The sequence below is a fragment of the Mycobacterium sp. 1245801.1 genome (assembly GCF_001673055.1).
Taxonomy (GTDB): domain Bacteria; phylum Actinomycetota; class Actinomycetes; order Mycobacteriales; family Mycobacteriaceae; genus Mycobacterium; species Mycobacterium europaeum_A.
This window is the reverse complement of record NZ_LZKY01000308.1, coordinates 1-22,194: the sequence shown is the minus strand read 5'-3', so window position 1 is coordinate 22,194 and position 22,194 is coordinate 1. Positions and strand designations below refer to the sequence as shown.

Here is a 22,194-nt window from a genome sequence, read left to right as displayed (position 1 = left end):
GAACAGGTTCAGCGACACCCCGAACATGTTCGACTCCGAGTCCGCCGGGCGGGCCGCGGTGCTGGCCGCGTTCGCCAGTGTCGCCATTAACGCGGTAGCCAAGGGCGAGGACGCCGCCAGCCTGCGCCGCGGGCTGCTCAGCAACCGCGAGATCGGCAAGGCCGTCGGCATGTTGATGATGCTGCACAACATGAACGAGGACGAGGCGTTCGATCTGCTGCGGCGCCACTCCCAGGCGCTCAACATCAAGCTGGCCGACGTCGCGCGTGAGGTCATCGAGCAGCGGGGCCAGCTGCCCACGCCCGGCGAGCTTCCGACCAATATCTGACGGCGGCTATTCGGGAAGCCGCAACTCGGGTTTTTCGACCTCTTCGATGTTGACGTCTTTGAAGGTGACCACCCGAACCTGCTTGACGAACCGCGCCGGCCGGTACATGTCCCACACCCAGGCGTCGGACAGGCGCAGCTCGAAGTAGACCTCGCCGTCGGCGTTGCGCGGCGTCATCTCCACGCTGTTGGCCAGGTAGAAGCGCCGTTCGGTCTCCACGACGTAGCTGAACTGGCCGACAATGTCCTTGTATTCGCGGTACAGCGAGAGCTCCATCTCGGTTTCATACTTTTCGAGATCTTCTGCACTCATCTGCTCAGACGTCCTTCTCCGAAGACAGTTTTCCCGGACCTCCCGGCGCTAGCCGCCGATCGCCGGGGTGGGAATCCTGTTCCCATCTTTCCTCACCGAGATCCTTCGCGCTGCAGCGGTGGGTCCGGTTTGCACTCGGCCACCACCCGACCGCCCGCGCCGTTGGCCACGCGCCGCACGTTGATGAACGAATAACGATGCTCGGGGCACGGGCCCAGCCGCGCCAGCGCCGTGCTGTGCGCCGGCGTGCTGTAGCCCTTGTGCAGGGCGAAGCCATAACCGGGATGGTCGGCCTCCATGGCCACCATCAACCGGTCCCGGCTGACCTTCGCCAGCACGCTGGCCGCCGCGATACACGCCGCGACGGCGTCGCCGCCGATGACCGGCAGCGACGGCACGGCCAGGCCGGGCACCCGGAAGCCGTCGCTCAGCACGTAGCCGGGCCGCACGGACAGCCCGGCGACGGCACGGCGCATCCCCTCGATGTTGGCGACGTGCACGCCGCGCCGGTCCACCTCCGCGGGCGGGATGAACACCACGTGGTAGGCCAGCGCATAGCGGCGAATCAACGGGAACAGCTTTTCCCGGGCGGCCTCGGTGAGCTTCTTCGAATCATCAAGGGCGGCAAGGCTTTCCATTCGCCCCGGCCCGAGCACGCAGGCCGCCACCACCAGCGGTCCGGCGCAGGCGCCGCGACCGACCTCGTCGACGCCGGCCACCGGGCCCAACCCGCTGCGGTACAGCGCCGATTCCAGGGTGCGTAACCCCGACGACTTACGGATCACCGTCCGCGGCGGCCACGTCGTGGCCATGGTTACTTACTCTGCTGCGGGTTCACCGATCCCACGCCACCCCACCGGGACGGCGGCCACACGATGAACCTGGCTTTCCCGATCACGTTGGACACCGGCACGGTTCCCGAGGTGGGGTCGCCGGTGCACAACACCCCCTTGAGGGCTTCGGCCGGCACGCTGGTGCAGTGGGCGCGCGAGTCCGCCGAGTGCGTCCGGTTGTCGCCCATCACCCACAGCCGTCCCGCCGGGACGGCGACCGGCCCGAACTCGCTGCCCAGGCACGGGTAGACCGACGGGTCGGCCGCCATGGTGTTGCGGTCCAGGTACGGCTCCTTGAGCGGCTTGCCGTCGACCGTCAGCCCGGTGTCGGCCCGGCATTGCACCGTCTGCCCGCCGACCGCGATGACGCGCTTGACCAGGTCGTTTTCGTCCGGCGGCACGAAACCGACGAAGGATAGGGCGTTCTGCACCCAGCGCAGCACGGTGTTGTTGGACCGGATCGACTTGTAGCCGAGGTTCCACGGCGGCGGGCCCTTGAAGACGATGACGTCGCCGGGGCGCGGCGCGGTGAAGCGGTAGCTGACCTTGTCGACCATGATCCGGTCGCCGACGCAGCCCGTGCACCCGTGCAGCGTGGGCTCCATGGATTCCGACGGGATCAGGTAGGGCCGCGCCACGAAGGTCAACATGACGTAGTAGAGGACGACGGCGATCACCGCCAGGATCGCGAATTCGCGCAACGTCGAACGCTTGGGGTCCGCCGGATCGGCCGCCTCGGGTGTTTCCGTCACCGGCGCCGGTTCGGGGATCGACTCGGCGGTCGTCGCGGCGTCGTCGGGCCGCATCTGAAGGTTGCGGGTGGAGACCTTCGGATCTGACTCGCCGGCGTGGGGCTCGGGCTTCGATGAATCCGCGGTATCGGTCACGAGATCAGCGTAGCCAGCCCACGTTGTGGCCCGGTAAACCGGCAAGCGATCCGCACCGGAGGGCCGAAGGACGAATCATCAGCGCCGCCAAGGCGTCCCGGCTCAGCGCTTCTCCTTGATCTTGGCCTTCTTGCCGCGCAGTTCACGCAGGTAGTACAGCTTCGCGCGGCGGACGTCACCGCGGGTCACCACCTGGATGTGGTCGATGTTGGGCGAGTGCACCGGGAAGGTGCGCTCGACGCCGACGCCATAGCTCTCCTTGCGGACGGTGAAGGTCTCACGGATGCCACCGCCCTGGCGGCGGATCACCACGCCCTTGAACACCTGGATGCGCTCCTTGGCGCCCTCGATGACCTTCACGTGCACGTTGATGGTGTCGCCCGGGCCGAAAACCGGGATATCGTCGCGCAGCGACGCCTGATCGACGAAGTCCAGCCGGTTCATGCGAGACACTTCCTTGCGGTCGCGGCCGGCGGCAGCTACCCACACGCAGGTGTGGGGCGGTCGCCAAGCCGATGGTTTCGGGCTTTCTGGCGTATCTCGCAGCAGGCGGGAAACGGCTCAACCGGCCTGCAACCGCTGGAGACAACTGGTCAATTGTGCCAGACGGGGCGCGTGCCGCGAAAATCACAGCAAGTCGGCGGTTCGTGACGCGCCAAACGCGCTGGTAAATGGTACATATGACTGGGGTCAGAACGCGCTACCCGCACGCAAGCGTGATGGCCGGTGCAGGTGGCGCGACGGGTCCCGCCCTTGCACTGTGTCGCAGTCACGCCGGAGGAGACGAATGCGGGTACGTCCGCTGACGCTGGTCACCGCCACCGCGGCGGTGACGTTGGTGGTTGCCGCCGGCTCCGAGGCGCTCGTCCAGGCGAAGGTGTACACCCTGCCGGTCACCGCGCCCGTTCGGGTCATCTCCGCGCCCCCCACCTCAGCTCCCCCATCGGGTCCCCCGCAGTCCGCCACCGTGCGGCTGGAGGCGGCCGCCCCGTCCCAGCCGCCGCAGGCGCTGGCGAACCCCGGATTCTCCCAGCTGCAGGCCCGCATCCAGCAGGCCGCCGACGAGGCCGCCGGCAGCGGCGCCGCCCTGTCGGTGGCCATCCTCGACCGCACCACCCACCAGCTGATCGCCAACGGCAACAGCCAGATCATCGGCACCGCGTCGGTGGCGAAGCTGTTCATCGCCGACGATCTGCTGCTGCACGAATCCGAGGGCAAGACGCCGCTGAGCGCCGACGACCGCCAGGCGCTCGACATCATGCTGCAGTCCTCCGACGACGGCGCGGCCGAGAGGTTCTGGGGTCAGGGTGGCGGGGCCGCCATCATCACCGAGGTGGCCGCCCGCTACGGCCTGGCCTCCACCACCCCGCCCAGCGACGGGCGCTGGTGGAACACCATGAGCTCGGTGACGGATCTGATCCGCTACTACGAGATGCTGCTGGACGGCTCGGGCGGGCTGCCGGCCGACGACGCCAAAATCATCGTCAACGACCTGGCCCAGTCCACCCCCACCGGGCTGGACGGCTACCCGCAGCGATTCGGCATCCCGGACGGCCTGTACGCCGAGCCGGTCGCGGTCAAGCAGGGCTGGATGTGCTGCATCGGCAGCGACTGGATGCATTTGTCGACCGGCGTGATCGGGGCCGACCGCCGCTACATCATGGTGGTCCAGTCCCTGCAGCCCGCCGACGACGCCACCGCCCGCGACACCATCACCCGGGCGGTCAAGACGATATTTCCCGAGGGTCGCATCGAGGCGCCCCGGCACGGGCTTTAACGAGCCGAGTCGCCGTCGGGCTCTGACAATTCGGGCTCCGACAATTCGGGCGCTGACAATTCGGGCTCTAGCAGTTCCGGCCGGCGTTCGCGGGTGCGTTGCAGCGAGATCTCGCGGCGCCAGGCGGCGACCCGCGCGTGGTCACCCGACAGCAGCACCTCGGGGACGTCCAGCCCGCGCCAGCTCGGTGGCCGCGTGTAGCTGGGTCCCTCCAGACGCCGGTCCAGTGCCGGCGAGTGCGAATCCTCGCGGTGCGACGCGGGATTGCCAAGGACCCCGTCGAGCAGGCGCAGCACGGCCTCGATCATCACCACGGCCGCCGACTCGCCGCCGGGCAGCACGTAGTCGCCGATCGAGACCTCTTCGACCCGCATGCGCCGCGCGGCGTCGTCGATGACCCGCTGGTCGATGCCCTCGTAGCGTCCGCAGGCGAACACCAGGTGGGTCTCGGCGCTGAAGCGCGCGGCCGTCGCCTGCGTAAACAGGCGGCCGGCCGGGGTGGGAACAACCAAAAGTGTTTCCTCCGAGGCGATTTCGTCGAGCGCCTCGCCCCACACCGGCGCCTTCATCACCATGCCCGGGCCGCCGCCGTAGGGCGCGTCGTCGACCGAGCGGTGCACGTCATACGTCCAGCGCCGCAGGTCATGAACCCGCAGATCGACCAGGCCGGACCGGATCGCCTTGCCCGGCAACGATTGCCGCAGCGGATCCAGATAGGCCGGAAAGATCGTGACGACGTCGATTCTCATATCGAGGGCCTACAGGTCCAGCAGGCCTTCGGGCGGATCGATCTCGACGGTGCCGTCGTCGAGGGACACCGCGGTGACGATCGCGGACACGAACGGCACCAACACTTCCCGCTCCTGGTCGCCGGACTCGCGCCGCACCGCGAGCAGTTCACCGGCCGCGGTGTGCAACACCTCGGCGACGACGCCCACCTGCTCGCCGGCGGTGGTATGCACGCGCAGGCCTTCGAGCTGATGGTCGTAGTAGGTGTCCGCCTCGTCGATGTCGGGCAGGTCCTCGGAGTCGACCACGAACAGGGTGCCGCGCAGCGCGTCGGCGGCGTCGCGGTCGGCAACCCCGGCCAGCCGCACCAGCAGCCGCCCGCCGTGCTCGCGCGCACTCTCGATGACACAGCTGCGCTCCGTACCCCCGCGAGAGGGCTTGGCGCGCAACGTGTTACCCGGCGAGAACCGGGCGGCGGGATCGTCGGTGCGGATTTCCACCACCAGCTCGCCGCTGATGCCGTGGGCTTTCACCACGCGCCCGACAGTCAACTCCAAGGGAGTTCCATGAGCCGCGCCCCGCTACTGGTCGGTGTCCACCACGTCGACGCGGATGCCGCGACCGCCGATCCCGGCGACCAGCGTGCGCAATGCGGTCGCGGTGCGACCCCCGCGACCGATCACCTTGCCCAGATCGTCGGGATGGACGTGCACCTCGACCGTCCGTCCCCGGCGGCTGGTCACCATGTCCACCCGGACGTCGTCGGGGTTGTCGACAATCCCGCGAACCAGGTGCTCAACAGCGTCAACGACAACCGTACTCATCGCCCCGATCAGCTTTCGGTGGTCGACTCGGCCTGCTCGCCGCCCTCGGCGGGCGCCTCGGCCTGCGCGGCGGTCTCCGCCGGGGCCTCGGCCGCGGCCTGCGGCTCGGCGGCGTCGGCAGACTCCTCTGTGCCCTTCGCCGCCTTCTTGGCGGGGGACTTCTTCTTCGGCTTCGCGGCCTCGGTGGTCGGGCCGCCATCGGCCTCGGCCAGGGCGGCGTTGAACAGTTCGAGCTTGCTGGGCTTGGCCGGGGCGACCTTCAGGCGGCCCTCGGCGCCGGGCAGGCCCTTGAACTTCTGCCAGTCGCCGGTGATCTTCAGCAGCTTGAGCACGGGCTCGGTGGGCTGGGCGCCCACGGACAGCCAGTACTGGGCGCGCTCGGAGTTGATCTCGATGAGGCTCGGGTCTTCCTTGGGGTGGTAGCGGCCGATGACCTCGATGGAGCGGCCGTCGCGCCGGGTGCGGGCGTCGGCGACGGCGATGCGGTACTGGGGATTGCGGATCTTGCCAAGCCGGGTGAGCTTGATCTTCACAGCCATGGTTAAGCGATTCTCCTGTGTGTGTCACGCTGCAATTCGGCGATCGGGGCCCGATGCCCGGATCCGGTTTTGCCTCGCGTGTAGTGACCGGCCGGGCCCCGAAAAGAAACGGTGATCGCTCGGCGGACAGCCGCCCATTGTGCCAGACCAGGGGCGGTGATCAGAAATCGCGCACGCGGTGACAGGCGGGGCTCATGTTGCCGACTCACATCACCTTCTGGAAGACCTTCGTCTCCGCCCGCCGGGTCATGCGCCAGCCGTCGGGCGTGCGCACGAACTCGTCGTCGTACCAGAGCCCGCAGAACAGCGCTCTTTCCTCTTCGCCGTCCTTGGTGCCACCAAGCACCATGGGGTTGAAGCAGATCACCCGCGACGAGGCCGTGTTCCCCTCGATCCGGACCGAGAAGTTGCCGAGCATGTGCGCATACACCGGGAAGTTGGGCAGCACCTCGGCCAGCCACTTCTTCACCTCCGGGTACCGACCCTCGATGCCGCCGAGCGCCGTGTAGTCGATGTAGGCATCGGGCGTGAACACGTTGTCCAGATCGTCGAATCGCCGGTTGTCGATGGCGGTGGAGTAATCCACCAGCAGCTGCTGGATCTCGAGCCGATCCGAGATCTCTTCCAGGCTCAACATGCATCGGACAGTACTGAAGATCCGCCCCGGGCAGGGGCGGAAGTTAGACTTTGCGGCCATGCGCAAGCTCACGGCCCTGGGGCTCAGGGTGGCCGCTACCGTCGTCGCAGTCGGTACCTGCACCGCCACCGTCGCCATGTCCACCGCGTGGGCGGACAGCATGCAGCCGGTCGGCTCGATGCCCATTCCCGACGGTCCGGCGCAGACCTGGATCGTGGCCGACCTGGACAGCGGGCAGGTGCTGGCCGGCCGTGACCAGAACGTGGCCCACCCGCCGGCGAGCACCATCAAGACGCTGTTGGCCCAGGTGGTCCTGGACTCGGTGAGCCTGGACTCGACCGTCGTCGCCGACGTCGCCGACACCCAGGTGGAGTGCAACTGCGTCGGCATCAAGCCGGGGCGCACCTACACCGCGCGCCAACTCCTGGACGGCCTGCTGCTGGTCTCGGGCAACGACGCCGCCAACACGCTGGCGCACATGCTGGGCGGCCCGGACGCCACGGTCGCCAAGATGAACGCCAAGGCGGCTTCCCTGGGCGCCACCAACACGCACGCGGCGACACCGTCCGGGCTGGACGGGCCCGCGGGTTCGGGCGCGTCGACGGCGCACGACCTGGCGGTCATCTTCCGCGCCGCGATGGCCAACCCCGTGTTCGCGCAGATCACCGCCGAGCCGTCGGCGATGTTCCCCGGCGACAACGGCGATCACCCGATCACCAACCAGGACGAGCTGTTGCAGCGCTATCCCGGCGCGATCGGCGGCAAGACCGGCTTCACCAACGCCGCGCGCAAGACCTTCGTCGGGGCCGCCGCCCGCGGGGGCCGCCGGCTGGTGATCGCGATGATGTACGGGCTGATCAAAGAGGGCGGACCGACGTACTGGGATCAGGCGGCGACGTTGTTCGACTGGGGATTCGCGCAAAGCCCGCAGTCGAGCATCGGCTCGCTGTAAGTCATTCAGGAGTCGGCGTCGGGTAGCGCCGCGGTGAGCAGCGCCATCAGGACGGGAATGCGGTGTGCCGCGATTTCTGGTTGCGGCAGAACGCCTTCCACCACCGCGGCCCCGTCGAACACGTTGGTCATCAACGCCACGAACACCGGGAAGGTGTCCTCGGGAAAGCGGTCGGCGCCCGGCAGCGCGCGTGCGGCGTCGTGGATCTTCGCGGCGTACTGCCCCAGCTCGTGTTGCAAAGTCTCCCTGAGCTTTTCGTCGGTGCGGGCGGCCACCAGCAGCTCGTAGATGACGGCGTTGGCCGGGCCGCTGGTGATGTCGCGCAAGATCCCCAGCGCCGCCTCCAGCGCCGGCCGGTCGGCGGGTATCTCGGCGACCCCCTTGGTGAACGACTCCAGCTGGCGGCGCAACACCTCGGACGCGGTCGCGGCCATGAAATCGCCCATGGTGTCGAAGTGCCGGAACAGCGCGCCCACCGACACCCCGGCCCGCTTGGTGATCACCGCGGCGGATGCCCGCGCGTAGCCGACCTCGATGATGGTGGCGATGCACGCGTCGATGAGCCGCCCGACGGTTTCCTCGCGGCGCTGCTGCTGGGTCCTGGCCATGTCAGGCGGTGACGCTCAGCGCGCCGCGTTCCCGACGCGCGCGCTCCCCCGCCCGCAGGTAGCGGCCCGACCGCACGGATTTGCCGTAGCCGTCCCGGAATTCGCCCTTGGAGTGGCTGCCGCCGTAGACCACCACGCCGCCGACCCCGGTGGCGATTACGGCGTCGTCGTTGCGGTTGACCATGCGCCGCAGGCCGCCGTAGAACGGCACCGCCTCCTCGTGGTAGCCGTCGACGGACTCGTCGAGCCCGGCCGGGTCGATCACCACGAAGTCCGCGCGGTCGCCCTGGCGCAGCGTGCCGGCGTCGATGCCGAACCACTCGCCCAGTTCACCGGTGAGCCGGTGCACCGCGTGCTCGATCGACATGAAGGGCGCGCCGGCCCGGTAGGCGTCCCGGGTGCGCTTGAGCATTCGCAGCCCGAAGTTGTAGAAGGCCATGTTGCGCAGGTGCGCCCCGGCGTCCGAAAAGCCCATGTGCACACTGCCTTCGGTGGCCAGCGCGTCCAGCAGCTTGGGCCGATGGTTGGCCACGACGGTGGTCCAGCGGACGTTGCGTTCTCCGTTTTCGACAAGCACGTCCAAAAAGGCGTCGAGCGGGTGCAGCTTGCGCTCGTCGGCGATCTCGCCAAAGCTCCTGCCGATCAACGACTCATCCGGACATTCGACGATGACGGCGTCATGGAAGTCGCGGTGCCACAGCGACGGTCCGAGCTTGATGCGGTCGAACTCGCGGCGGAATTTGCGGCGGTATTCCTTGTCCGCCAGTAACTCGTTGCGCTCCAACTGGTCCCGCAGGTGCAGCGCGGCCGTTCCGGCGCCGAACTCCTCGAAGACCGGCAGGTCGATGCCGTCGGAGTACAACTCGAACGGCACCGGCAGGTGCTGGAATTTCACGCTGGCGCCCAGCAGCTTGTTCAGCAGACGAGTCCCGGGGCCGAAGACGTAGACCGACAGCGGCATCGACTTGGCGTCGGCGGACACCAGCATGCTCATCCGAACACCCTTGCCCCAGTTCAATATCCGGCTGCTGGCCAGAAAGAAGAGCATTCCGGTTGACGGCTTCGCCACGTTCGGGGCGCTCTGCAGGATTCGGCCGCGCTTGCGCAGCACCTTGATCAGCCTGCGCCGCTCCCGCCACGTCGCGAAGGTGGACGGCAGGGCACGCGAGCGGAAGCGTTCACCGTCGAGTTTGTCGATGGGCGCGTCCATCCCGGACATGCCGAGCACACCGGCGTCGAGCGCCTCGCCCAGCAGGTCGGCCATCTTCTCCAGCTCGGCCTCGGTGGGCCGCACGGCGTCGTCGGTGGCCCGATCCAGCCCGAGCACCGCCGTCCGCAGGTCCGAATGTCCAAGCAGCGAACCGATATTGGGCCCCAGTGGCAGGGCGTCGATCGCCTTGATGTACTCCGCGGCCGTCGACCAGGTGCGGTGGGAATCCAGTGCGCCGAAGACGTATTCGCGCGGCACCGCCTCCACCCTGCTGAACAGGTCGGCGGCGTCCTGGGAATCGGCGTAGACCGTCGACAACGAGCAGTTGCCCAGCAGCACGGTGGTGACGCCGTGGCGCACCGACTCGCGCAGTCCGGGATCCAGCAGTACCTCGGCGTCGTAATGGGTGTGCACGTCGAGGAAGCCGGGCACCACCCATTTGCCGGCCGCGTCGATCACCTCGGGGCAGCCGGTCTCATCCAGCCGCTCGGTGCCGACCGTGGCCACCACGCCGTCGCGGATGCCGAGCGTGCGGGTCAGCGGCGCGCTGCCGGTGCCGTCGAACCACAATCCATCGCGAATGATCACGTCGTAGGCCATCGGTTCCTCCGTCGTCGATGGTCGGAACGCTAACATAGATAGCAAGCACTCGCAATCTTTTCTCAGCGAAACTGAAGGAATCGACCGGAGCTATTGGCTCAGTGTGCGTCACCGCGCGGCGCCGCGGGCGCAACCGCGGTGCGCTCGGCGCGGCGGCCCGGGTGCGCGGCCATCATGGGAAAGCCCGCGCGGCGCGCGGCTAGGCGGGTGAGCGAAAGACCTTGCCGCGCAACATGATCAGATCGGGACTCTTCAGCACGGCGGGGCCCGACCGCGGGTCTTGCGCGTAACACAGCAGGTCGGCCGAGGCGCCGTGGTCGAGGCCGGGCCGGCCGAGCCAGCGACGCGCGTCCCAGCACGCGGCGCCCAGCGCCTCGGTCGGGCTCATCCCGATGCTCTTGAGCGCCTCGACCTCGTCGGCGATCCGCCCGGGCGCCACCATGGTGCCCGCGTCGCTGCCGGCGTAGATCGGTACGCCCGCCTCGCGGGCCGCGGCGATCCGGGACAGGCCGCGGGCGTGCAGGTCGCGCATGTGCGCGGCATACGCCGGATACTTCGCGGCGGCCGCGGCGATCCCGGGGAAGTTCTCCACGATGTTGACCAGCGTAGGGACCAGCACGGTGCCGCGGCAGACCATCAGCTCGATCGTCTCGTCGGTCAGGCCGGTGCCGTGCTCGATGCAGTCGATGCCGGCGTTGATCAGCCCGGGCAGCGCGTCCTCACTGAAGACGTGCGCGGTGACGCGGGCGCCATTGGCGTGCGCGGTGTCGATGGCGGCCTTGAGCACGTCGTCGGACCACAGCGGGGCCAGGTCGCCGACGCTGCGGTCGATCCAGTCGCCGACCAGCTTGATCCACCCGTCGCCGCGCTGGGCCTCCTGCGCCACCACCGCGGGCAGTTGCCATTCGTCTTCCAGCTCGCGCGAGAAGCCCGCCGCGTACCGCTTCGGCCTGGCCAGATGCTTCCCGGCGCGGATGATGCGGGGCAGATCGTCGCGGTCGTCGAGGCTGCGGGTGTCGGTGGGCGAACCGCAGTCCCGCAGCAGCAGCGCGCCGACATCGCGTTCGATCTCGGCCTGGGCGATCGCGTCGTCCAGCGGGATCTCGCCGTGGTCCCCGAGGCCGACGTGGCAGTGGGCGTCGACCAGTCCGGGCACGATCCAGCCGCCGTCGAAGACGGTGTCGGCGCCGGCGACCGGTTCGGCGCTGATGTGGCCGTCGACGATCCACAGGTCGATCGCGGTCTCGTCGGGCAGCCCCACGCCCCGCACGTGCATGCGCACCGGGCGGCTACTTCCGACCGTGACGACCCGCTTCGCGCGGCGCGGCCGCGCTCGCGATCGTCACGACTTGCCCGGGAACTTCAGCTTGGACAGATCGAAGTCGGCCAGACCGGGCGGCAGCTCGTTGAGGCCCTCGGGCATCTGCGACAGATCGGGGAATCCGGCCGGCATGCCCGGCATCCCGGCGGCCAGCGGGTTGCGCGCCTTCGGCGGCGTCGGACCGCGTCCGCCCTTCTTGCCCTTCTTGCCCGCCTTGCCCTTGGCCCCCTTGGACTTTCGCGTCGCCGACTTGCGGCCGATACCGGGGATGCCCATGCCGCCGAGCATGGACGACATCATCTTGCGGGCCTCGAAGAAGCGATCCACCAGCTGGTTGACCTCGGACACCGTGACGCCCGACCCGTTGGCGATGCGCAGCCGCCGCGACGCGTTGATGATCTTCGGATCGGCGCGCTCGGCCGGAGTCATGCCGCGGATGATGGCCTGCAGGCGGTCCAGCTGGCGGTCGTCGACCTGGGCCAGCGCGTCCTTCATCTGCCCGGCGCCGGGCAGCATGCCCAGCAGGTTGCCGATCGGGCCCATCTTGCGGATGGCCAGCATCTGTTCCAGGAAGTCCTCGAGCGTGAGCTCGCCGCTGCCGATCTTGACGGCGGCGGCCTCGGCCTGTTCGGCATCGAAGACCTGCTCGGCCTGCTCGATCAGGCTCAGCACGTCGCCCATGCCCAGGATGCGGCTCGACATCCGGTCGGGGTGGAAGACGTCGAAGTCCTCCAGCTTCTCGCCGGTGGAGGCGAAAAGGATTGGGACGCCGGTCACCTCACGCACTGAGAGCGCGGCACCACCGCGGGCGTCACCGTCGAGCTTGGTCAGCACCACCCCGGTGAAGCCGACGCCCTCGCGGAACGCCTCGGCGGTGGTGACGGCGTCCTGACCGATCATCGCGTCGAGGACGAACAGCACTTCGTCGGGATTGATGGCGTCGCGGATGGCCGCGGCCTGCGCCATCAGCTCGTCGTCGATACCCAGCCGGCCGGCGGTGTCGACGATGACGACGTCGTGGTGCTTGGCCCGCGCCTCGGCGAGCCCCGCGGCCGCGACCGCGACCGGGTCGCCGGGCCCGGATCCGGGCGACTCGCCGGGATGCGGCGCGAACACCGGCACCCCGGCCCGCTCACCGACGACCTGCAGCTGGTTGACGGCGGCCGGGCGCTGCAGGTCGCACGCGACCAGCAGCGGGGTATGCCCCTGCCCGCGCAGCCAGGCGGCCAGCTTGCCGGCCAGCGACGTCTTACCGGAACCCTGCAGACCGGCGAGCATCACCACGGTCGGCGGGGTCTTGGCGAACGCCAGCTGCCGGGTCTGTCCGCCCAGGATGCCGATGAGTTCTTCGTTGACGATCTTGACGACCTGCTGCGCCGGGTTGAGCGCACCGGAGACCTCCGCGCCCTTGGCGCGATCCTTGATCCGGGTGACGAACGCGCGCACCACGGGCAGCGACACGTCGGCTTCCAGCAGCGCCAGCCGAATCTCGCGGGTGGTCGCCTCGATATCGGCGTCGGTCAATCGACCCTTGCCGCGCAGCCCCGCGAGGGCACCGGTCAATCGGTCGGACAGCGATTCAAACACCCCGCCAGCCTAGTGGAGCCCGGTGCGGCGGATTCGTCGCCGCCCGCCGACCGCGACACTGAAACTGTGCACACGACACGCCGGGAATGATGTTCGTGGTTTCAGTCTCGCGGGGACGGCGAGCGGGTTTGAATGGTCGAGTGCTCGAGGTGATCGGCAAAGGGTCCTGCAGCGAAGCGCATCCGGTGCCGCTGCTCTTCGTGCACGGCGGCTGGCATGGCGCCTGGTGCTGGGAACACTTCCTGGACTACTTCGCCGACGCCGGCTACCGCGCGGTCGCCATGAGCCTGCGTGGGCACGGCGCCAGCCCCAGCCCCAAGCCGCTGCCGAAGGTGTCCATGGCCGACTACATCGACGACGTCCGTTCGGTGGCCGACGACCTGGGCGGCGCGCCGATCCTGATCGGCCATTCGCTCGGCGGGTTCGTGGTCCAGCGCTCCCTCGAAGACCGAGACGCCCCGGCCGCGGTGCTGGTGGGTTCGGTGCCGCCGCAGGGCGTGCTGACGCTGGCGTTGCGGGTGTGGCGCCGCCGGCCGTCAATGACGATGGAATCGTGGAGCGATCCCACGCTGCTGAAATTCCTCGCCACCCCGGCGCTGGCCCGCGAGTACCTGTTCTGTCCCGACACACCCGAGGACGTCGTCGAAGCCTGCCGGCAACGCGCCGGCGCCGAGAGCGTCCGCGCCGCCATGACCGACCCGATCGTCCGCCGCGTCAGAACCAAGCGGGTGAGAACGCCGATTCTGGTCCTGGGCGCCGAGTACGACGGCTTCGTCAGCGTCCGCGAGGTGCGCAACACTGCGCGCGCCTATGGGACCGAGCCGGAATTCTTTTCGATGGGCCACAACATGATGCTCGAACCGGGCTGGGCCGACGTTGCCGCACGCATCCACGAGTGGCTGCAGACCCGCGAAACGTTGAGCCGGACACGATAGCCAGTCGAGTCGTTACTGCGCCGAAAAGCGTTGGCGTGCTAGATTTCACAGCCGCGACTCAATCGAGTTGGCCACATCGACGAGCAACGAACGGGGGGCCTGTGTCGGTGCCGCTCAGCAGCATCCAGGCGCGGGCCGACGACGATCCCAGCGACACCAGCGGCACCCGCGTGCTGCGTGGCTGGCAGCGCAGGGCGCTGGTCAAGTACCTCGCCGCCCAGCCGCGCGACTTCCTGGCGGTGGCCACCCCGGGCTCGGGCAAGACGACGTTCGCCCTGCGGGTGGCGGCCGAACTGCTGGGCCAGCGCGCCGTCGAGCACGTCACCGTGGTGGTGCCCACCGAGCATCTGAAGATTCAGTGGGCCCAGGCCGCGCAGCGCTACGGCATCGCCCTGGATCCGAAGTTCTCCAACAGCAACCCGCGGATCGCGCCGGAGTTTCACGGCGTGATGGTCACCTACGCCCAGGTCGCCGCGCACCCGACGCTGCACCGGGTGCGCACCGAGCAGCGCAGGACCCTGGTCATCTTCGACGAGATCCACCACGGCGGCGACGCCAAGACGTGGGGCGACGCCATCCGCGAGGCCTTCGGCGACGCCACCCGCCGGCTCGCCCTGACGGGGACGCCGTTTCGTAGCGACGACAGCCCCATCCCGTTCGTCACCTACGAGGCCGGGCCCGACGGGATACGGCGGTCGCAGGCCGATCACACCTACGGCTACACCGACGCCCTGGCCGACGGCGTGGTCCGGCCGGTGGTGTTCCTCGCCTACTCCGGGGAGGCGCGGTGGCGCGACAGCGCCGGCGAGGAGCACGCGGCCCGGCTGGGTGAGCCGCTGTCCGCCGAGCAGACCGCGCGCGCCTGGCGCACGGCGCTGGACCCCGCCGGCGAATGGATGCCCGCGGTGATCACCGCCGCGGATCTGCGGTTGCGCCAGCTGCGCACGCACGTGCCCGACGCCGGCGGCATGATCATCGCCTCGGATCAGACCGCCGCGCGCGCGTACGCCGCCCTACTGACCAAGCTGACCGGCGAGGCGCCGACGCTGGTGCTCTCCGACGACCCGGGCTCGTCGGCGCGGATCAGCGAATTCGCCGCGAGCACCAGCCGCTGGCTGGTCGCGGTGCGCATGGTCTCCGAGGGCGTCGACGTGCCGCGGCTGTCGGTCGGGATCTACGCCACCAGCGCCTCGACGCCGCTGTTCTTCGCCCAGGCCATCGGCCGGTTCGTCCGGTCGCGCCGCCCGGGCGAAATCGCCAGCATCTTTGTGCCGTCGGTGCCCAACCTGCTGCAGCTGGCCAGCGAGCTGGAGGCCCAGCGCAATCACGTGCTCGGCGAGCCGCACCGCCCGTCCGAGGGCGACCCGCTCGACGGCGACCCCGCCACCAAGACGCAGGACGAGAAGACCGACCTGGACAAGGGGTTCACCTCGCTGGGCGCCGACGCGGAGCTCGATCAGCTGATCTTCGACGGATCATCGTTCGGCACCGCGGCGCCGGCCGGCAGCGACGAGGAGGCCGACTACCTCGGCATCCCCGGGCTGCTCGACGCCGAGCAGATGCGGGCGCTGCTGCACCAGCGTCAGGACGAACAGCTGCAGAAGCGGGCCTGCCTGCAGAAGGAGGCCGGATCGCCGGCGGCCGTCGAAGCCCCGGCCACGGTGCACGGCCAGCTTCGCGAGCTGCGCCGCGAGCTCAACACCCTCGTCTCGATCGCCCACCACCGGACGGGCAAGCCGCACGGCTGGATTCACAACGAACTGCGGCGCCGCTGCGGGGGTCCCCCGATCGCGGCGGCGAGCCGCGAACAGCTGCGGGCGCGCATCGACGCCGTGCGCCGGCTCAACGCCGAGCACTCGTAACCGTCGACACGGCGGTCGGGTAACACTGAGCTATGCAGGACGTCGTCGAGCACCGCTATGGCCCCGATGACATGCGGTTGGTGACGGCGTCCTTTCGCACGCACCACTTCGTCCCCCACTCGCACAGCGAGTACGCTGTCGCCGCGATCGAGCGTGGGGTGGAGGCCGTCCGCTACCGCGGCGGCACCGAACACGCGCCGGCGGGAAGCCTGCTGCTGCTGGATGCCGACACCATCCACGCCGGACGTCCCGCGGCGGCCGACGGCTGGGATTACCGGGTCTTCTACCTCCCTCCGGCGTTGCTGGAAGAACTCGCCGGGCACCGTCCGACCTTCCCGGTTTCGACACCGCACGACCCACGGCTGGCTGATCGATTGGTCCGGCTGCACCGTCGTCCGAACCAGCAGACACTGGCGGCTCGAGAAGAATTCGAAGCAGTGTGCACCGAGATCCTCACCCGCTACGCGCGGTGCACGATCCCCAGACAACCGCCGCTTGCTGTCGGAAAAGTGCTGCGCCACTTGGCTGCTGACCTGCAGCGCACACCCACCCTCGACGAGCTCGCCACCGTCGCGGGCCTGCCCCGGTTCCAATTGCTGCGCGCCTTTCGCCGCGAAACGGGCGTGACCCCGCACCGGTACCTGCTGCAACTGCGGCTGCGATGCGCCCAACAGTTACTCACCGCAGGGCACGCCGTGGCTTATGCCGCCGCGCAGAGCGGCTTTTACGACCAGGCGCATCTTCATCGCCATTTCCGCCATACCTTCGCGGCCACACCGGGCAGGTTCGCGCGCAACGACGTACAAGACCCGCGACGACGGTCTACCTAGTGTTCTCGGGCGTGGACGATTACCTCAGCCCGGAGTTCTCCCGCAGCGCCCTGCTCACCATCGACCTACAGCGCGACTGGGTCACCGACATCGCCGGCACCGCCGAGGTACTACCCGCGGTGCGGCGGCTGACCGCTGCCTTCCGCGACAGCGGGCGCCCGATCGTGCACGTCGTGCGCTTGTACCTACCGGACGGCAGCAACGCCGATCTGTGTCGACGAACCCTGCGAGACAAGGCCGTTGCGGGCTCGCCTGGTTCGCAACTCGCCGACGGCCTCGGGCCCGTCCGGAAATTGGATCCAGACATCTTGCTTGCCGGGGCCACGCAGCAGGTCGGGCCCGACGAGCACATCCTTTACAAGCCGCGCTGGAGCGCCTTTTTCGGGACCCGACTGCTTGAGCACCTCTGCGAACGGGGCGTGACCACGGTGGTCGTCGCCGGTTGCAACTATCCGAACTGCCCACGCTCCACACTCGTCGACGCCACCGAACGAGACCTTCGTACCGTCGCGGTGTACGACGCGATCTCGGGCTGGACCACCGACGCGGACCGGGAGATGCCGGGCATGGGTATCGTCTGCCGCACCACCGACTCGGTGATCGCCGCGCTTGCGTGCACGCGCACGTCCGAGTCGCCGATCGCCGATTGACGGGCCTCATGGCCTCACCCGGCTAGTCGCCGACGGGCTCTTCGAGCACCTCGACGGCGGGGCCGCCCAACACCGCCAGCAGACCCTGCTCGACCGCGTCGCGCGCGCCGTGCTCGGCGTCGCCGGCCGCCGCGGCCGCCTGCTCCGACACCGTCACACAGAAGACGTCGGCCGCCGTCGACCCGAAGGTGTTGACCTTCGCCCACACGATGTCGGTGCCCGCCCGCTCCAGCGCGCGGGTCAGCAGCGCGAGCAGCCCGAGGCGGTCCATCGCGCGGACTTCGACGATCAGCTGATCGGGTGAGCCCGAGTCGATCCACAGGATGCGCGGCGGGGCGCTCGACCGCGTGACGGGCACCCCGACCTGGACCTCGCCGGCCCGGCTGGTCGCCGCGCTGACGGCGTCGCTGTCACGCTTTTCCAAACTCCCCAGCACGTCGACGTCGCCCGCGAGCGCGCCGCTGAACTGCTGGCGCAGCAGGCCCGCTTCCGGCGGCGAACCGAACAGCGGCGACACCACGAATTCGACGATGGCGAAGCCCTCGTGGGTGCTGGCCGAGGCCGAGTGGATGCGCAGCGAGTTCAGCGCCAGCACGGCGGCGGCTTTCGACACCAGCCCCCGCTGATCCGACGCGGCCATCACCACGTCCAGGCGTTCACCGCCGCTGGGCTTGATCTCCACGTGGACGCCGCGATCGGCGGCGAGCGAAAGGTATTGGGGCGCAGCGGGTTCGACCTTCGGAAGCGGCTCGCCGGCCATCACCAGTCGGCAGCGCCGCACCAGGTCCTCGATCAGCGACGCCTTCCAGTCGCTCCACACCCCCGGACCGGTGGCCTTCGAGTCCGCCTCGGTCAGCGCGTGTAGGACCTCGAGCAACAGCGCGTCACCGCTGAGCGCTTTCACCACGCGCTCAATGGTTTTGGGGTCGTTGAGGTCGCTGCGGGTGGCCACCACCGGCAACAGCAGGTGGTGGCGCACCAGCTGGGCGAGCAGATCGACCTCGACCGGTGCCATGCCCAGCCTCGGTCCGATCTCGAGCGCCAGGCCCGCCCCGAGCACGCTGTGGTCGACGCCGCGGCCCTTGCCGATGTCGTGCAGCAGCGCGCCGAGCGCGAGCAGGTCGGGTCGCGCCACCCGGGTGGACAGCGGTGCGGCGTTGACGGCCGTCTCGATGACGTGGCGGTCCACCGTCCATTTGTGCGCGACGTCGCGGGGCGGCAGGTCGCGGATGGCGTCCCATTCCGGCAGCAGCCGCCCCCACAGCCCGGTGCGGTCCAGGGCCTCGATCGTCGCCACCGTGGTCGGCCCGGCGGACAGCACAACCAGCAAGTCGTCCAACGCCTCTCGCGGCCAGGGCACCGGCATCTCGGGCGCGCTGGCGGCCAGGCGGCTCAGCGTGGCGGCGCCGATCGGCAGCCCGGTGTCGGCCGAGGCCGCCGCCACCCGCAACACCAGACCCACGTCGGTATCCGGGCGTGCGTCGCGGGCCAGCACGATCTCCCCGGCGTATTCGACGACGCCCTCGTCCAGCGGGCGGCGCTTGGGCCGCCGCACCAGGGCCGTCACCCCGCGGCGCGGCAGCGCGTTCTCCGCGGTCCGGATGCCCGTCTCAGCGTGGTAGGCGATGGTGCGCCCGGCGTCGGATAGCTTGCGCGCCAAGTCGAATCGATCACCGATGTGCAGGGCGGCGCTGATCTCGTCGGCGTATTGAGCCTGCAGCTGATCGCGTCCGCGTCCCGAGACCCGGTGCAACTCGGTGCGCACGTCGAGCAGCGTCAGGTGGGCGTCGTCGAGTGAGCCCCCGGGCGACTCCGGACGGGCCATGCCGTGGCGGTCGATCAGTTGCGCCACGCCCAGCGCGTCGAGCAATTGCACGTCGCGAAGCCCGCCGCGGCCCGATTTCAGGTCCGGCTCGGCCCGCTGAGCGATGCGGCCACACCGTTCCCAGCGGGCCTGCGTCATCTCGACGAGCTCGTTCATCCGGGAGCGAATTGCGCTGCGCCACTGCCGGCGTGCCCCGGCGATCAGTTCGTCGGACAGTCGCGCGTCACCGGCGATGTGGCGGGCGTCGAGCATGCCTAGCGCGGCGATCATGTCGGCGTTGGCGACGCCGAGGGCACCGGAGACGGTCCGCACACTGTGGTCGAGCCGAACGTTGGCGTCCCACAGCGGATACCACAACTTGTCGGCGACCTTGCCCAGCACGTCGTCGGAGAAGTTGTCGTGCAACAGCATCAGGTCGAGATCGGAATACGGCAACAACTCGTGGCGGCCCAATCCGCCGATCCCGACGATCGCGAAGCCGCTGTCGTCGCCGATCCCGATCTCGGTCGCCTTGGCCATCAACCACGATTCGTGCAGATCCAGCCAGGCGTGCCGCAGCTCGGCGGCGTGCAGCTTGCTGCCCTCAGACAACAGTTGGCGCCGCGCGGCAGCCAGATCGACTGCCGCGCAGGCGCTTTCTGTCCCGGCTGGGTGCCCGGACGAGTCGGGGTCGTTCGGGGTCATGCCCTCCCGGCCCGCCCGGGTCGAATCAGCAAGTGACAGCGGACGTCATAGCGCATCGGTTCCGCGCTCGCCGGTACGCACCCGCACAATCGTTTCCACGGGGCTCACCCACACTTTGCCGTCACCGATCTTGCCGGTGCGCGCGGCCCGGACGATGCTGTCCACGACCTTGTCGACGATGGAGTCGTCGACGACGACCTCGATGCGCACCTTGGGCACGAAGTCGACCGAGTATTCGGCGCCCCGGTAGACCTCGGTGTGACCCTTCTGCCGTCCGTAGCCCTGGATTTCGCTGACCGTCATGCCCAGGACACCCGCGTCCTCCAGGCTGGTCTTCACGTCATCGAGCGTGAACGGCTTTACGATCGCGGTGATCAGCTTCATGACTGCTCTGCCTCCACTTTGTCGCTCACTCGCTCCTCCTCCAGGCCGTTGCGGGTATCCGCCACAGCGACCCGGGGCGGCAGAACCGAACCGGTAGCCACGGCGAAATCGTAACCACTCTCGGCGTGCTCGGCCTCGTCGATGCCCGTGGCTTCCGCCTCTGGGTTGAGACGAAGCCCGATGGTGTACTTCAGGATCAACGCCAGGATCAGCGTAACCACCCCAGAGTAGATGAGAACACTGAACGCGCCGACTGCTTGCCGCTCGAGCTGAGCCCAGCCGCCGCCGTAGAACAATCCCTTGGATACGCCGGTGACGCCGTTGATGGCCGGGGACTCCGGTGCGGCGAGCAGCCCCACCAGCAGCGTGCCGGCGAGACCGCCGATCAGATGCACCCCGACCACGTCGAGCGAGTCGTCGAAGCCGAGCTTGAATTTCAGGCCGACGGCCAGCGCGCACAGCACGCCGGCGACCAGGCCGACCACCAGGGCGCCCAGCACGTTGACCGACGAGCAGGACGGCGTGATGGCGACCAGGCCCGCGACGATGCCCGACGCCGCGCCCAGCGTCGTAGCCTTGCCGTCGCGGATGCGTTCGGTGAGCATCCAGCCCAGCATCGCGGTGGCCGTCGCGACCGTCGTCGTCATGAAGGTCGACCCGGCGACACCGTTGGAAGTGGTGGCCGATCCGGCGTTGAACCCGTACCACCCGAACCACAGCAACCCGGCGCCGAGCATCACGAACGGCAGGTTGTGCGGCCGGAACAGCGTGGTGGGCCAACCGCGGCGCTTGCCCAGCACGATCGCCAGCATCAGGCCCGCCACACCGGAATTGATGTGGACCGCCGTCCCGCCGGCGAAGTCGATCGCGTGCAGCTTGTTGGCGATCCAGCCACCCTTCTCGGAGGCGAAGCCGTCGAACGCGAAAACCCAATGGGCGACCGGGAAGTAGACGAACGTCGCCCACAGACCGGCGAACACCAGCCAGGCGCCGAACTTCAGCCGGTCGGACACAGCGCCGGAGATCAGGGCGACGGTGATGATCGCGAACATCAGCTGGAAGGCCACGAACACCGTGGCGGGTAGGGTGCCCGCCAGCGGAATGTCAGTGGCCGCAACACCTTTGCTCGGATCGGCGGCCACCGCGTTGACACCGATGAGGCCCTTGAGGCCCCAGAACGAGGTCGGCTTGCCTACGACGCCGCCGGCGTCATCGCCGAACGCGATCGAATAGCCGTAGAGCACCCACAGCACGGTGACCACGCCCATCGCGCTGATGCTCATCATGAGCATGTTCAGCACGCTTCGGGCGCGCACCATACCGCCGTAGAAGAACGCCAGACCCGGCGTCATCAACAGCACCAGCGCGGAACTGGCCAACATCCAGGCGGTATCGCCGGTATTGGGCTGGCCCAGTATCGGGTATGTCACTCGCAATCTCCTCCGGTCGGCCCACGATTGGCCGCCAGACACACGTCTGATGACCTGACCAGAAGATTGCGCAATCGTTGTTTCGGCGATGGTGCGGCAGTGTTTCGGTGGGATTAACGTCCCGCTCGCCGTGTAAGGGGTTTCAGCCGAGCAGCGCGTCGACGAAAGCCGCCGGTTCGAACGGCGCCAGATCGTCGGGACCCTCCCCCAGCCCGACCAGTTTCACCGGCACGCCGAGTTCCTGCTGAACCCGAAAGACGATGCCCCCCTTGGCCGTTCCGTCCAGCTTGGTCAGCACGGCGCCGGTGATCTCGACCACCTCGGCGAACACCCGCGCCTGGGCCAGTCCGTTCTGCCCGATGGTGGCGTCGAGCACCAGCAACACCTCGTCGACCGCGGCCCGCCGTGTTACGACCCGCTTAACTTTGTCGAGCTCGTCCATCAGTCCGA

Annotated in this window: 22 protein-coding genes and 2 pseudogenes; 7 read left to right on the top strand and 17 right to left on the bottom strand. The window is 69.0% G+C overall.

The genetic code is table 11. The features are described 5' to 3' along the window. Positions 1-328, top strand: a 328-nt coding sequence (locus A5622_RS19910) for an ANTAR domain-containing protein (RefSeq protein ID WP_156753021.1), incomplete at its 5' end; no start/stop codon positions are given. Positions 329-334: 6 nt separating this feature from the next. Here A5622_RS19910 and A5622_RS19905 read toward each other — a convergent pair. The 4 genes and pseudogenes from A5622_RS19905 to rplS all read right to left on the bottom strand — a co-directional run bounded on the left by A5622_RS19905 (position 335) and on the right by rplS (position 2,804). Beyond that, positions 335-640, bottom strand: coding sequence for a DUF2469 domain-containing protein (locus tag A5622_RS19905; RefSeq protein ID WP_003875077.1), 306 nt, complete (start codon positions 638-640; stop codon positions 335-337). A 4-nt stretch (positions 641-644) separates the two neighbouring features. After that, positions 645-1,452 (bottom strand): annotated as a pseudogene (locus A5622_RS19900) (ribonuclease HII). Between the two features lie 2 nt (positions 1,453-1,454). After that, positions 1,455-2,360 carry a signal peptidase I gene (gene lepB, locus A5622_RS19895; protein WP_066880749.1) on the bottom strand — a complete coding sequence of 302 codons (906 nt, stop codon included), beginning with the start codon at positions 2,358-2,360 and terminating at the stop codon, positions 1,455-1,457. Between the two features lie 102 nt (positions 2,361-2,462). Continuing rightward, positions 2,463-2,804 carry a 50S ribosomal protein L19 gene (rplS, locus tag A5622_RS19890; RefSeq protein ID WP_064877853.1) on the bottom strand — a complete coding sequence of 114 codons (342 nt, stop codon included), beginning with the start codon at positions 2,802-2,804 and terminating at the stop codon, positions 2,463-2,465. A gap of 343 nt (positions 2,805-3,147) precedes the next feature. Here rplS and A5622_RS19885 point away from each other — a divergent pair, with 343 nt between their 5' ends. Further along, positions 3,148-4,137, top strand: coding sequence for a hypothetical protein (locus A5622_RS19885; RefSeq protein WP_066870176.1), 990 nt, complete (start codon positions 3,148-3,150; stop codon positions 4,135-4,137). Here A5622_RS19885 and trmD read toward each other — a convergent pair. The 5 genes from trmD to A5622_RS19860 all read right to left on the bottom strand — a co-directional run bounded on the left by trmD (position 4,134) and on the right by A5622_RS19860 (position 6,866). Further along, a complete protein-coding gene (gene trmD / locus A5622_RS19880; RefSeq protein WP_066870174.1) occupies positions 4,134-4,886 on the bottom strand; it encodes a tRNA (guanosine(37)-N1)-methyltransferase TrmD in 753 nt (250 codons plus the stop codon). The genes A5622_RS19885 and trmD overlap by 4 nt on opposite strands. A 9-nt stretch (positions 4,887-4,895) precedes the next feature. Continuing rightward, a complete protein-coding gene (gene rimM / locus A5622_RS19875; protein ID WP_066880747.1) occupies positions 4,896-5,423 on the bottom strand; it encodes a ribosome maturation factor RimM in 528 nt (175 codons plus the stop codon). A 24-nt stretch (positions 5,424-5,447) separates the two neighbouring features. Beyond that, positions 5,448-5,690 carry an RNA-binding protein gene (locus A5622_RS19870; protein ID WP_003878715.1) on the bottom strand — a complete coding sequence of 81 codons (243 nt, stop codon included), beginning with the start codon at positions 5,688-5,690 and terminating at the stop codon, positions 5,448-5,450. Between the two features lie 8 nt (positions 5,691-5,698). Next, the gene (rpsP, locus tag A5622_RS19865) at positions 5,699-6,229 is read right to left on the bottom strand and encodes a 30S ribosomal protein S16 (RefSeq protein ID WP_066880745.1); all 531 of its coding nucleotides are present in this window, start codon (positions 6,227-6,229) and stop codon (positions 5,699-5,701) included. 205 nt (positions 6,230-6,434) lie between these two features. Continuing rightward, positions 6,435-6,866 carry a nuclear transport factor 2 family protein gene (locus A5622_RS19860; RefSeq protein WP_066870163.1) on the bottom strand — a complete coding sequence of 144 codons (432 nt, stop codon included), beginning with the start codon at positions 6,864-6,866 and terminating at the stop codon, positions 6,435-6,437. A gap of 58 nt (positions 6,867-6,924) precedes the next feature. Here A5622_RS19860 and A5622_RS19855 point away from each other — a divergent pair, with 58 nt between their 5' ends. After that, entirely contained in the window at positions 6,925-7,818 is an 894-nt protein-coding gene (locus A5622_RS19855) for a D-alanyl-D-alanine carboxypeptidase family protein (RefSeq protein WP_066870159.1), read from the top strand. Between the two features lie 5 nt (positions 7,819-7,823). Here A5622_RS19855 and A5622_RS19850 read toward each other — a convergent pair whose 3' ends face one another. The 4 genes from A5622_RS19850 to ffh form a co-directional block, all read right to left on the bottom strand. Then, positions 7,824-8,426, bottom strand: a complete 603-nt coding sequence (locus tag A5622_RS19850; protein WP_066870156.1) for a TetR/AcrR family transcriptional regulator — start codon at positions 8,424-8,426, stop codon at positions 7,824-7,826. 1 nt (position 8,427) lies between these two features. Further along, entirely contained in the window at positions 8,428-10,272 is a 1,845-nt protein-coding gene (locus A5622_RS19845; protein WP_066880743.1) for an amidohydrolase family protein, read from the bottom strand. Positions 10,273-10,435: 163 nt separating this feature from the next. Further along, positions 10,436-11,512: an amidohydrolase family protein gene (locus tag A5622_RS19840; protein WP_156753023.1), complete on the bottom strand. Its 1,077-nt coding sequence runs from the start codon at positions 11,510-11,512 to the stop codon at positions 10,436-10,438. Between the two features lie 66 nt (positions 11,513-11,578). Beyond that, on the bottom strand, positions 11,579-13,144 hold the full coding sequence (gene ffh, locus A5622_RS19835) for a signal recognition particle protein (RefSeq protein ID WP_066880740.1): 1,566 nt from the start codon (positions 13,142-13,144) through the stop codon (positions 11,579-11,581). Between the two features lie 140 nt (positions 13,145-13,284). Between ffh and A5622_RS19830 the strand changes: the two genes are divergently transcribed. From A5622_RS19830 to A5622_RS19815, 4 genes are all read left to right on the top strand, one after another. Then, positions 13,285-14,079: an alpha/beta hydrolase gene (locus A5622_RS19830; RefSeq protein WP_066880738.1), complete on the top strand. Its 795-nt coding sequence runs from the start codon at positions 13,285-13,287 to the stop codon at positions 14,077-14,079. Between the two features lie 101 nt (positions 14,080-14,180). Then, positions 14,181-15,941: a DEAD/DEAH box helicase gene (locus tag A5622_RS19825; protein ID WP_066880736.1), complete on the top strand. Its 1,761-nt coding sequence runs from the start codon at positions 14,181-14,183 to the stop codon at positions 15,939-15,941. A gap of 32 nt (positions 15,942-15,973) precedes the next feature. After that, complete coding sequence (locus A5622_RS19820; protein WP_066880734.1) at positions 15,974-16,771, top strand: AraC family transcriptional regulator; 798 nt, start codon at positions 15,974-15,976, stop codon at positions 16,769-16,771. 11 nt (positions 16,772-16,782) lie between these two features. Next, on the top strand, positions 16,783-17,421 hold the full coding sequence (locus A5622_RS19815; RefSeq protein WP_066880752.1) for a cysteine hydrolase family protein: 639 nt from the start codon (positions 16,783-16,785) through the stop codon (positions 17,419-17,421). 22 nt (positions 17,422-17,443) lie between these two features. On the opposite strand, the gene A5622_RS19810 is transcribed toward A5622_RS19815, so the two are convergent. From A5622_RS19810 to A5622_RS19795, 4 genes and pseudogenes are all read right to left on the bottom strand, one after another. Next, the gene (locus tag A5622_RS19810; protein WP_066880732.1) at positions 17,444-19,930 is read right to left on the bottom strand and encodes a [protein-PII] uridylyltransferase; all 2,487 of its coding nucleotides are present in this window, start codon (positions 19,928-19,930) and stop codon (positions 17,444-17,446) included. Between the two features lie 45 nt (positions 19,931-19,975). Next, positions 19,976-20,314 (bottom strand): nitrogen regulatory protein P-II, encoded by a 339-nt coding sequence (glnB, locus tag A5622_RS19805; RefSeq protein WP_003878721.1) that lies wholly within the window; start codon positions 20,312-20,314, stop codon positions 19,976-19,978. Continuing rightward, complete coding sequence (locus A5622_RS19800; RefSeq protein WP_066870360.1) at positions 20,311-21,696, bottom strand: ammonium transporter; 1,386 nt, start codon at positions 21,694-21,696, stop codon at positions 20,311-20,313. The genes glnB and A5622_RS19800 overlap by 4 nt, the downstream gene beginning before the upstream one ends. 190 nt (positions 21,697-21,886) lie before the next feature. Further along, positions 21,887-22,194: pseudogene (locus tag A5622_RS19795) on the bottom strand (signal recognition particle-docking protein FtsY); the annotation flags it as partial.

What these genes read in the sequence shown, in the direction of transcription:
- A5622_RS19905 (WP_003875077.1), bottom strand. Translation starts at nt 640, where the DNA reads ATGAGTGCAGAAGATCTCGAAAAGTATGAAACCGAGATGGAGCTCTCG.
- rplS (WP_064877853.1), bottom strand. Translation starts at nt 2,804, where the DNA reads ATGAACCGGCTGGACTTCGTCGATCAGGCGTCGCTGCGCGACGATATC.
- A5622_RS19885 (WP_066870176.1), top strand. Translation starts at nt 3,148, where the DNA reads ATGCGGGTACGTCCGCTGACGCTGGTCACCGCCACCGCGGCGGTGACG.
- trmD (WP_066870174.1), bottom strand. Translation starts at nt 4,886, where the DNA reads ATGAGAATCGACGTCGTCACGATCTTTCCGGCCTATCTGGATCCGCTG.
- A5622_RS19870 (WP_003878715.1), bottom strand. Translation starts at nt 5,690, where the DNA reads ATGAGTACGGTTGTCGTTGACGCTGTTGAGCACCTGGTTCGCGGGATT.
- rpsP (WP_066880745.1), bottom strand. Translation starts at nt 6,229, where the DNA reads ATGGCTGTGAAGATCAAGCTCACCCGGCTTGGCAAGATCCGCAATCCC.
- A5622_RS19860 (WP_066870163.1), bottom strand. Translation starts at nt 6,866, where the DNA reads ATGTTGAGCCTGGAAGAGATCTCGGATCGGCTCGAGATCCAGCAGCTG.
- A5622_RS19855 (WP_066870159.1), top strand. Translation starts at nt 6,925, where the DNA reads ATGCGCAAGCTCACGGCCCTGGGGCTCAGGGTGGCCGCTACCGTCGTC.
- A5622_RS19850 (WP_066870156.1), bottom strand. Translation starts at nt 8,426, where the DNA reads ATGGCCAGGACCCAGCAGCAGCGCCGCGAGGAAACCGTCGGGCGGCTC.
- A5622_RS19845 (WP_066880743.1), bottom strand. Translation starts at nt 10,272, where the DNA reads ATGTTAGCGTTCCGACCATCGACGACGGAGGAACCGATGGCCTACGAC.
- A5622_RS19840 (WP_156753023.1), bottom strand. Translation starts at nt 11,512, where the DNA reads ATGCACGTGCGGGGCGTGGGGCTGCCCGACGAGACCGCGATCGACCTG.
- A5622_RS19820 (WP_066880734.1), top strand. Translation starts at nt 15,974, where the DNA reads ATGCAGGACGTCGTCGAGCACCGCTATGGCCCCGATGACATGCGGTTG.
- A5622_RS19810 (WP_066880732.1), bottom strand. Translation starts at nt 19,930, where the DNA reads ATGACCCCGAACGACCCCGACTCGTCCGGGCACCCAGCCGGGACAGAA.
- glnB (WP_003878721.1), bottom strand. Translation starts at nt 20,314, where the DNA reads ATGAAGCTGATCACCGCGATCGTAAAGCCGTTCACGCTCGATGACGTG.
- A5622_RS19800 (WP_066870360.1), bottom strand. Translation starts at nt 21,696, where the DNA reads ATGTTGGCCAGTTCCGCGCTGGTGCTGTTGATGACGCCGGGTCTGGCG.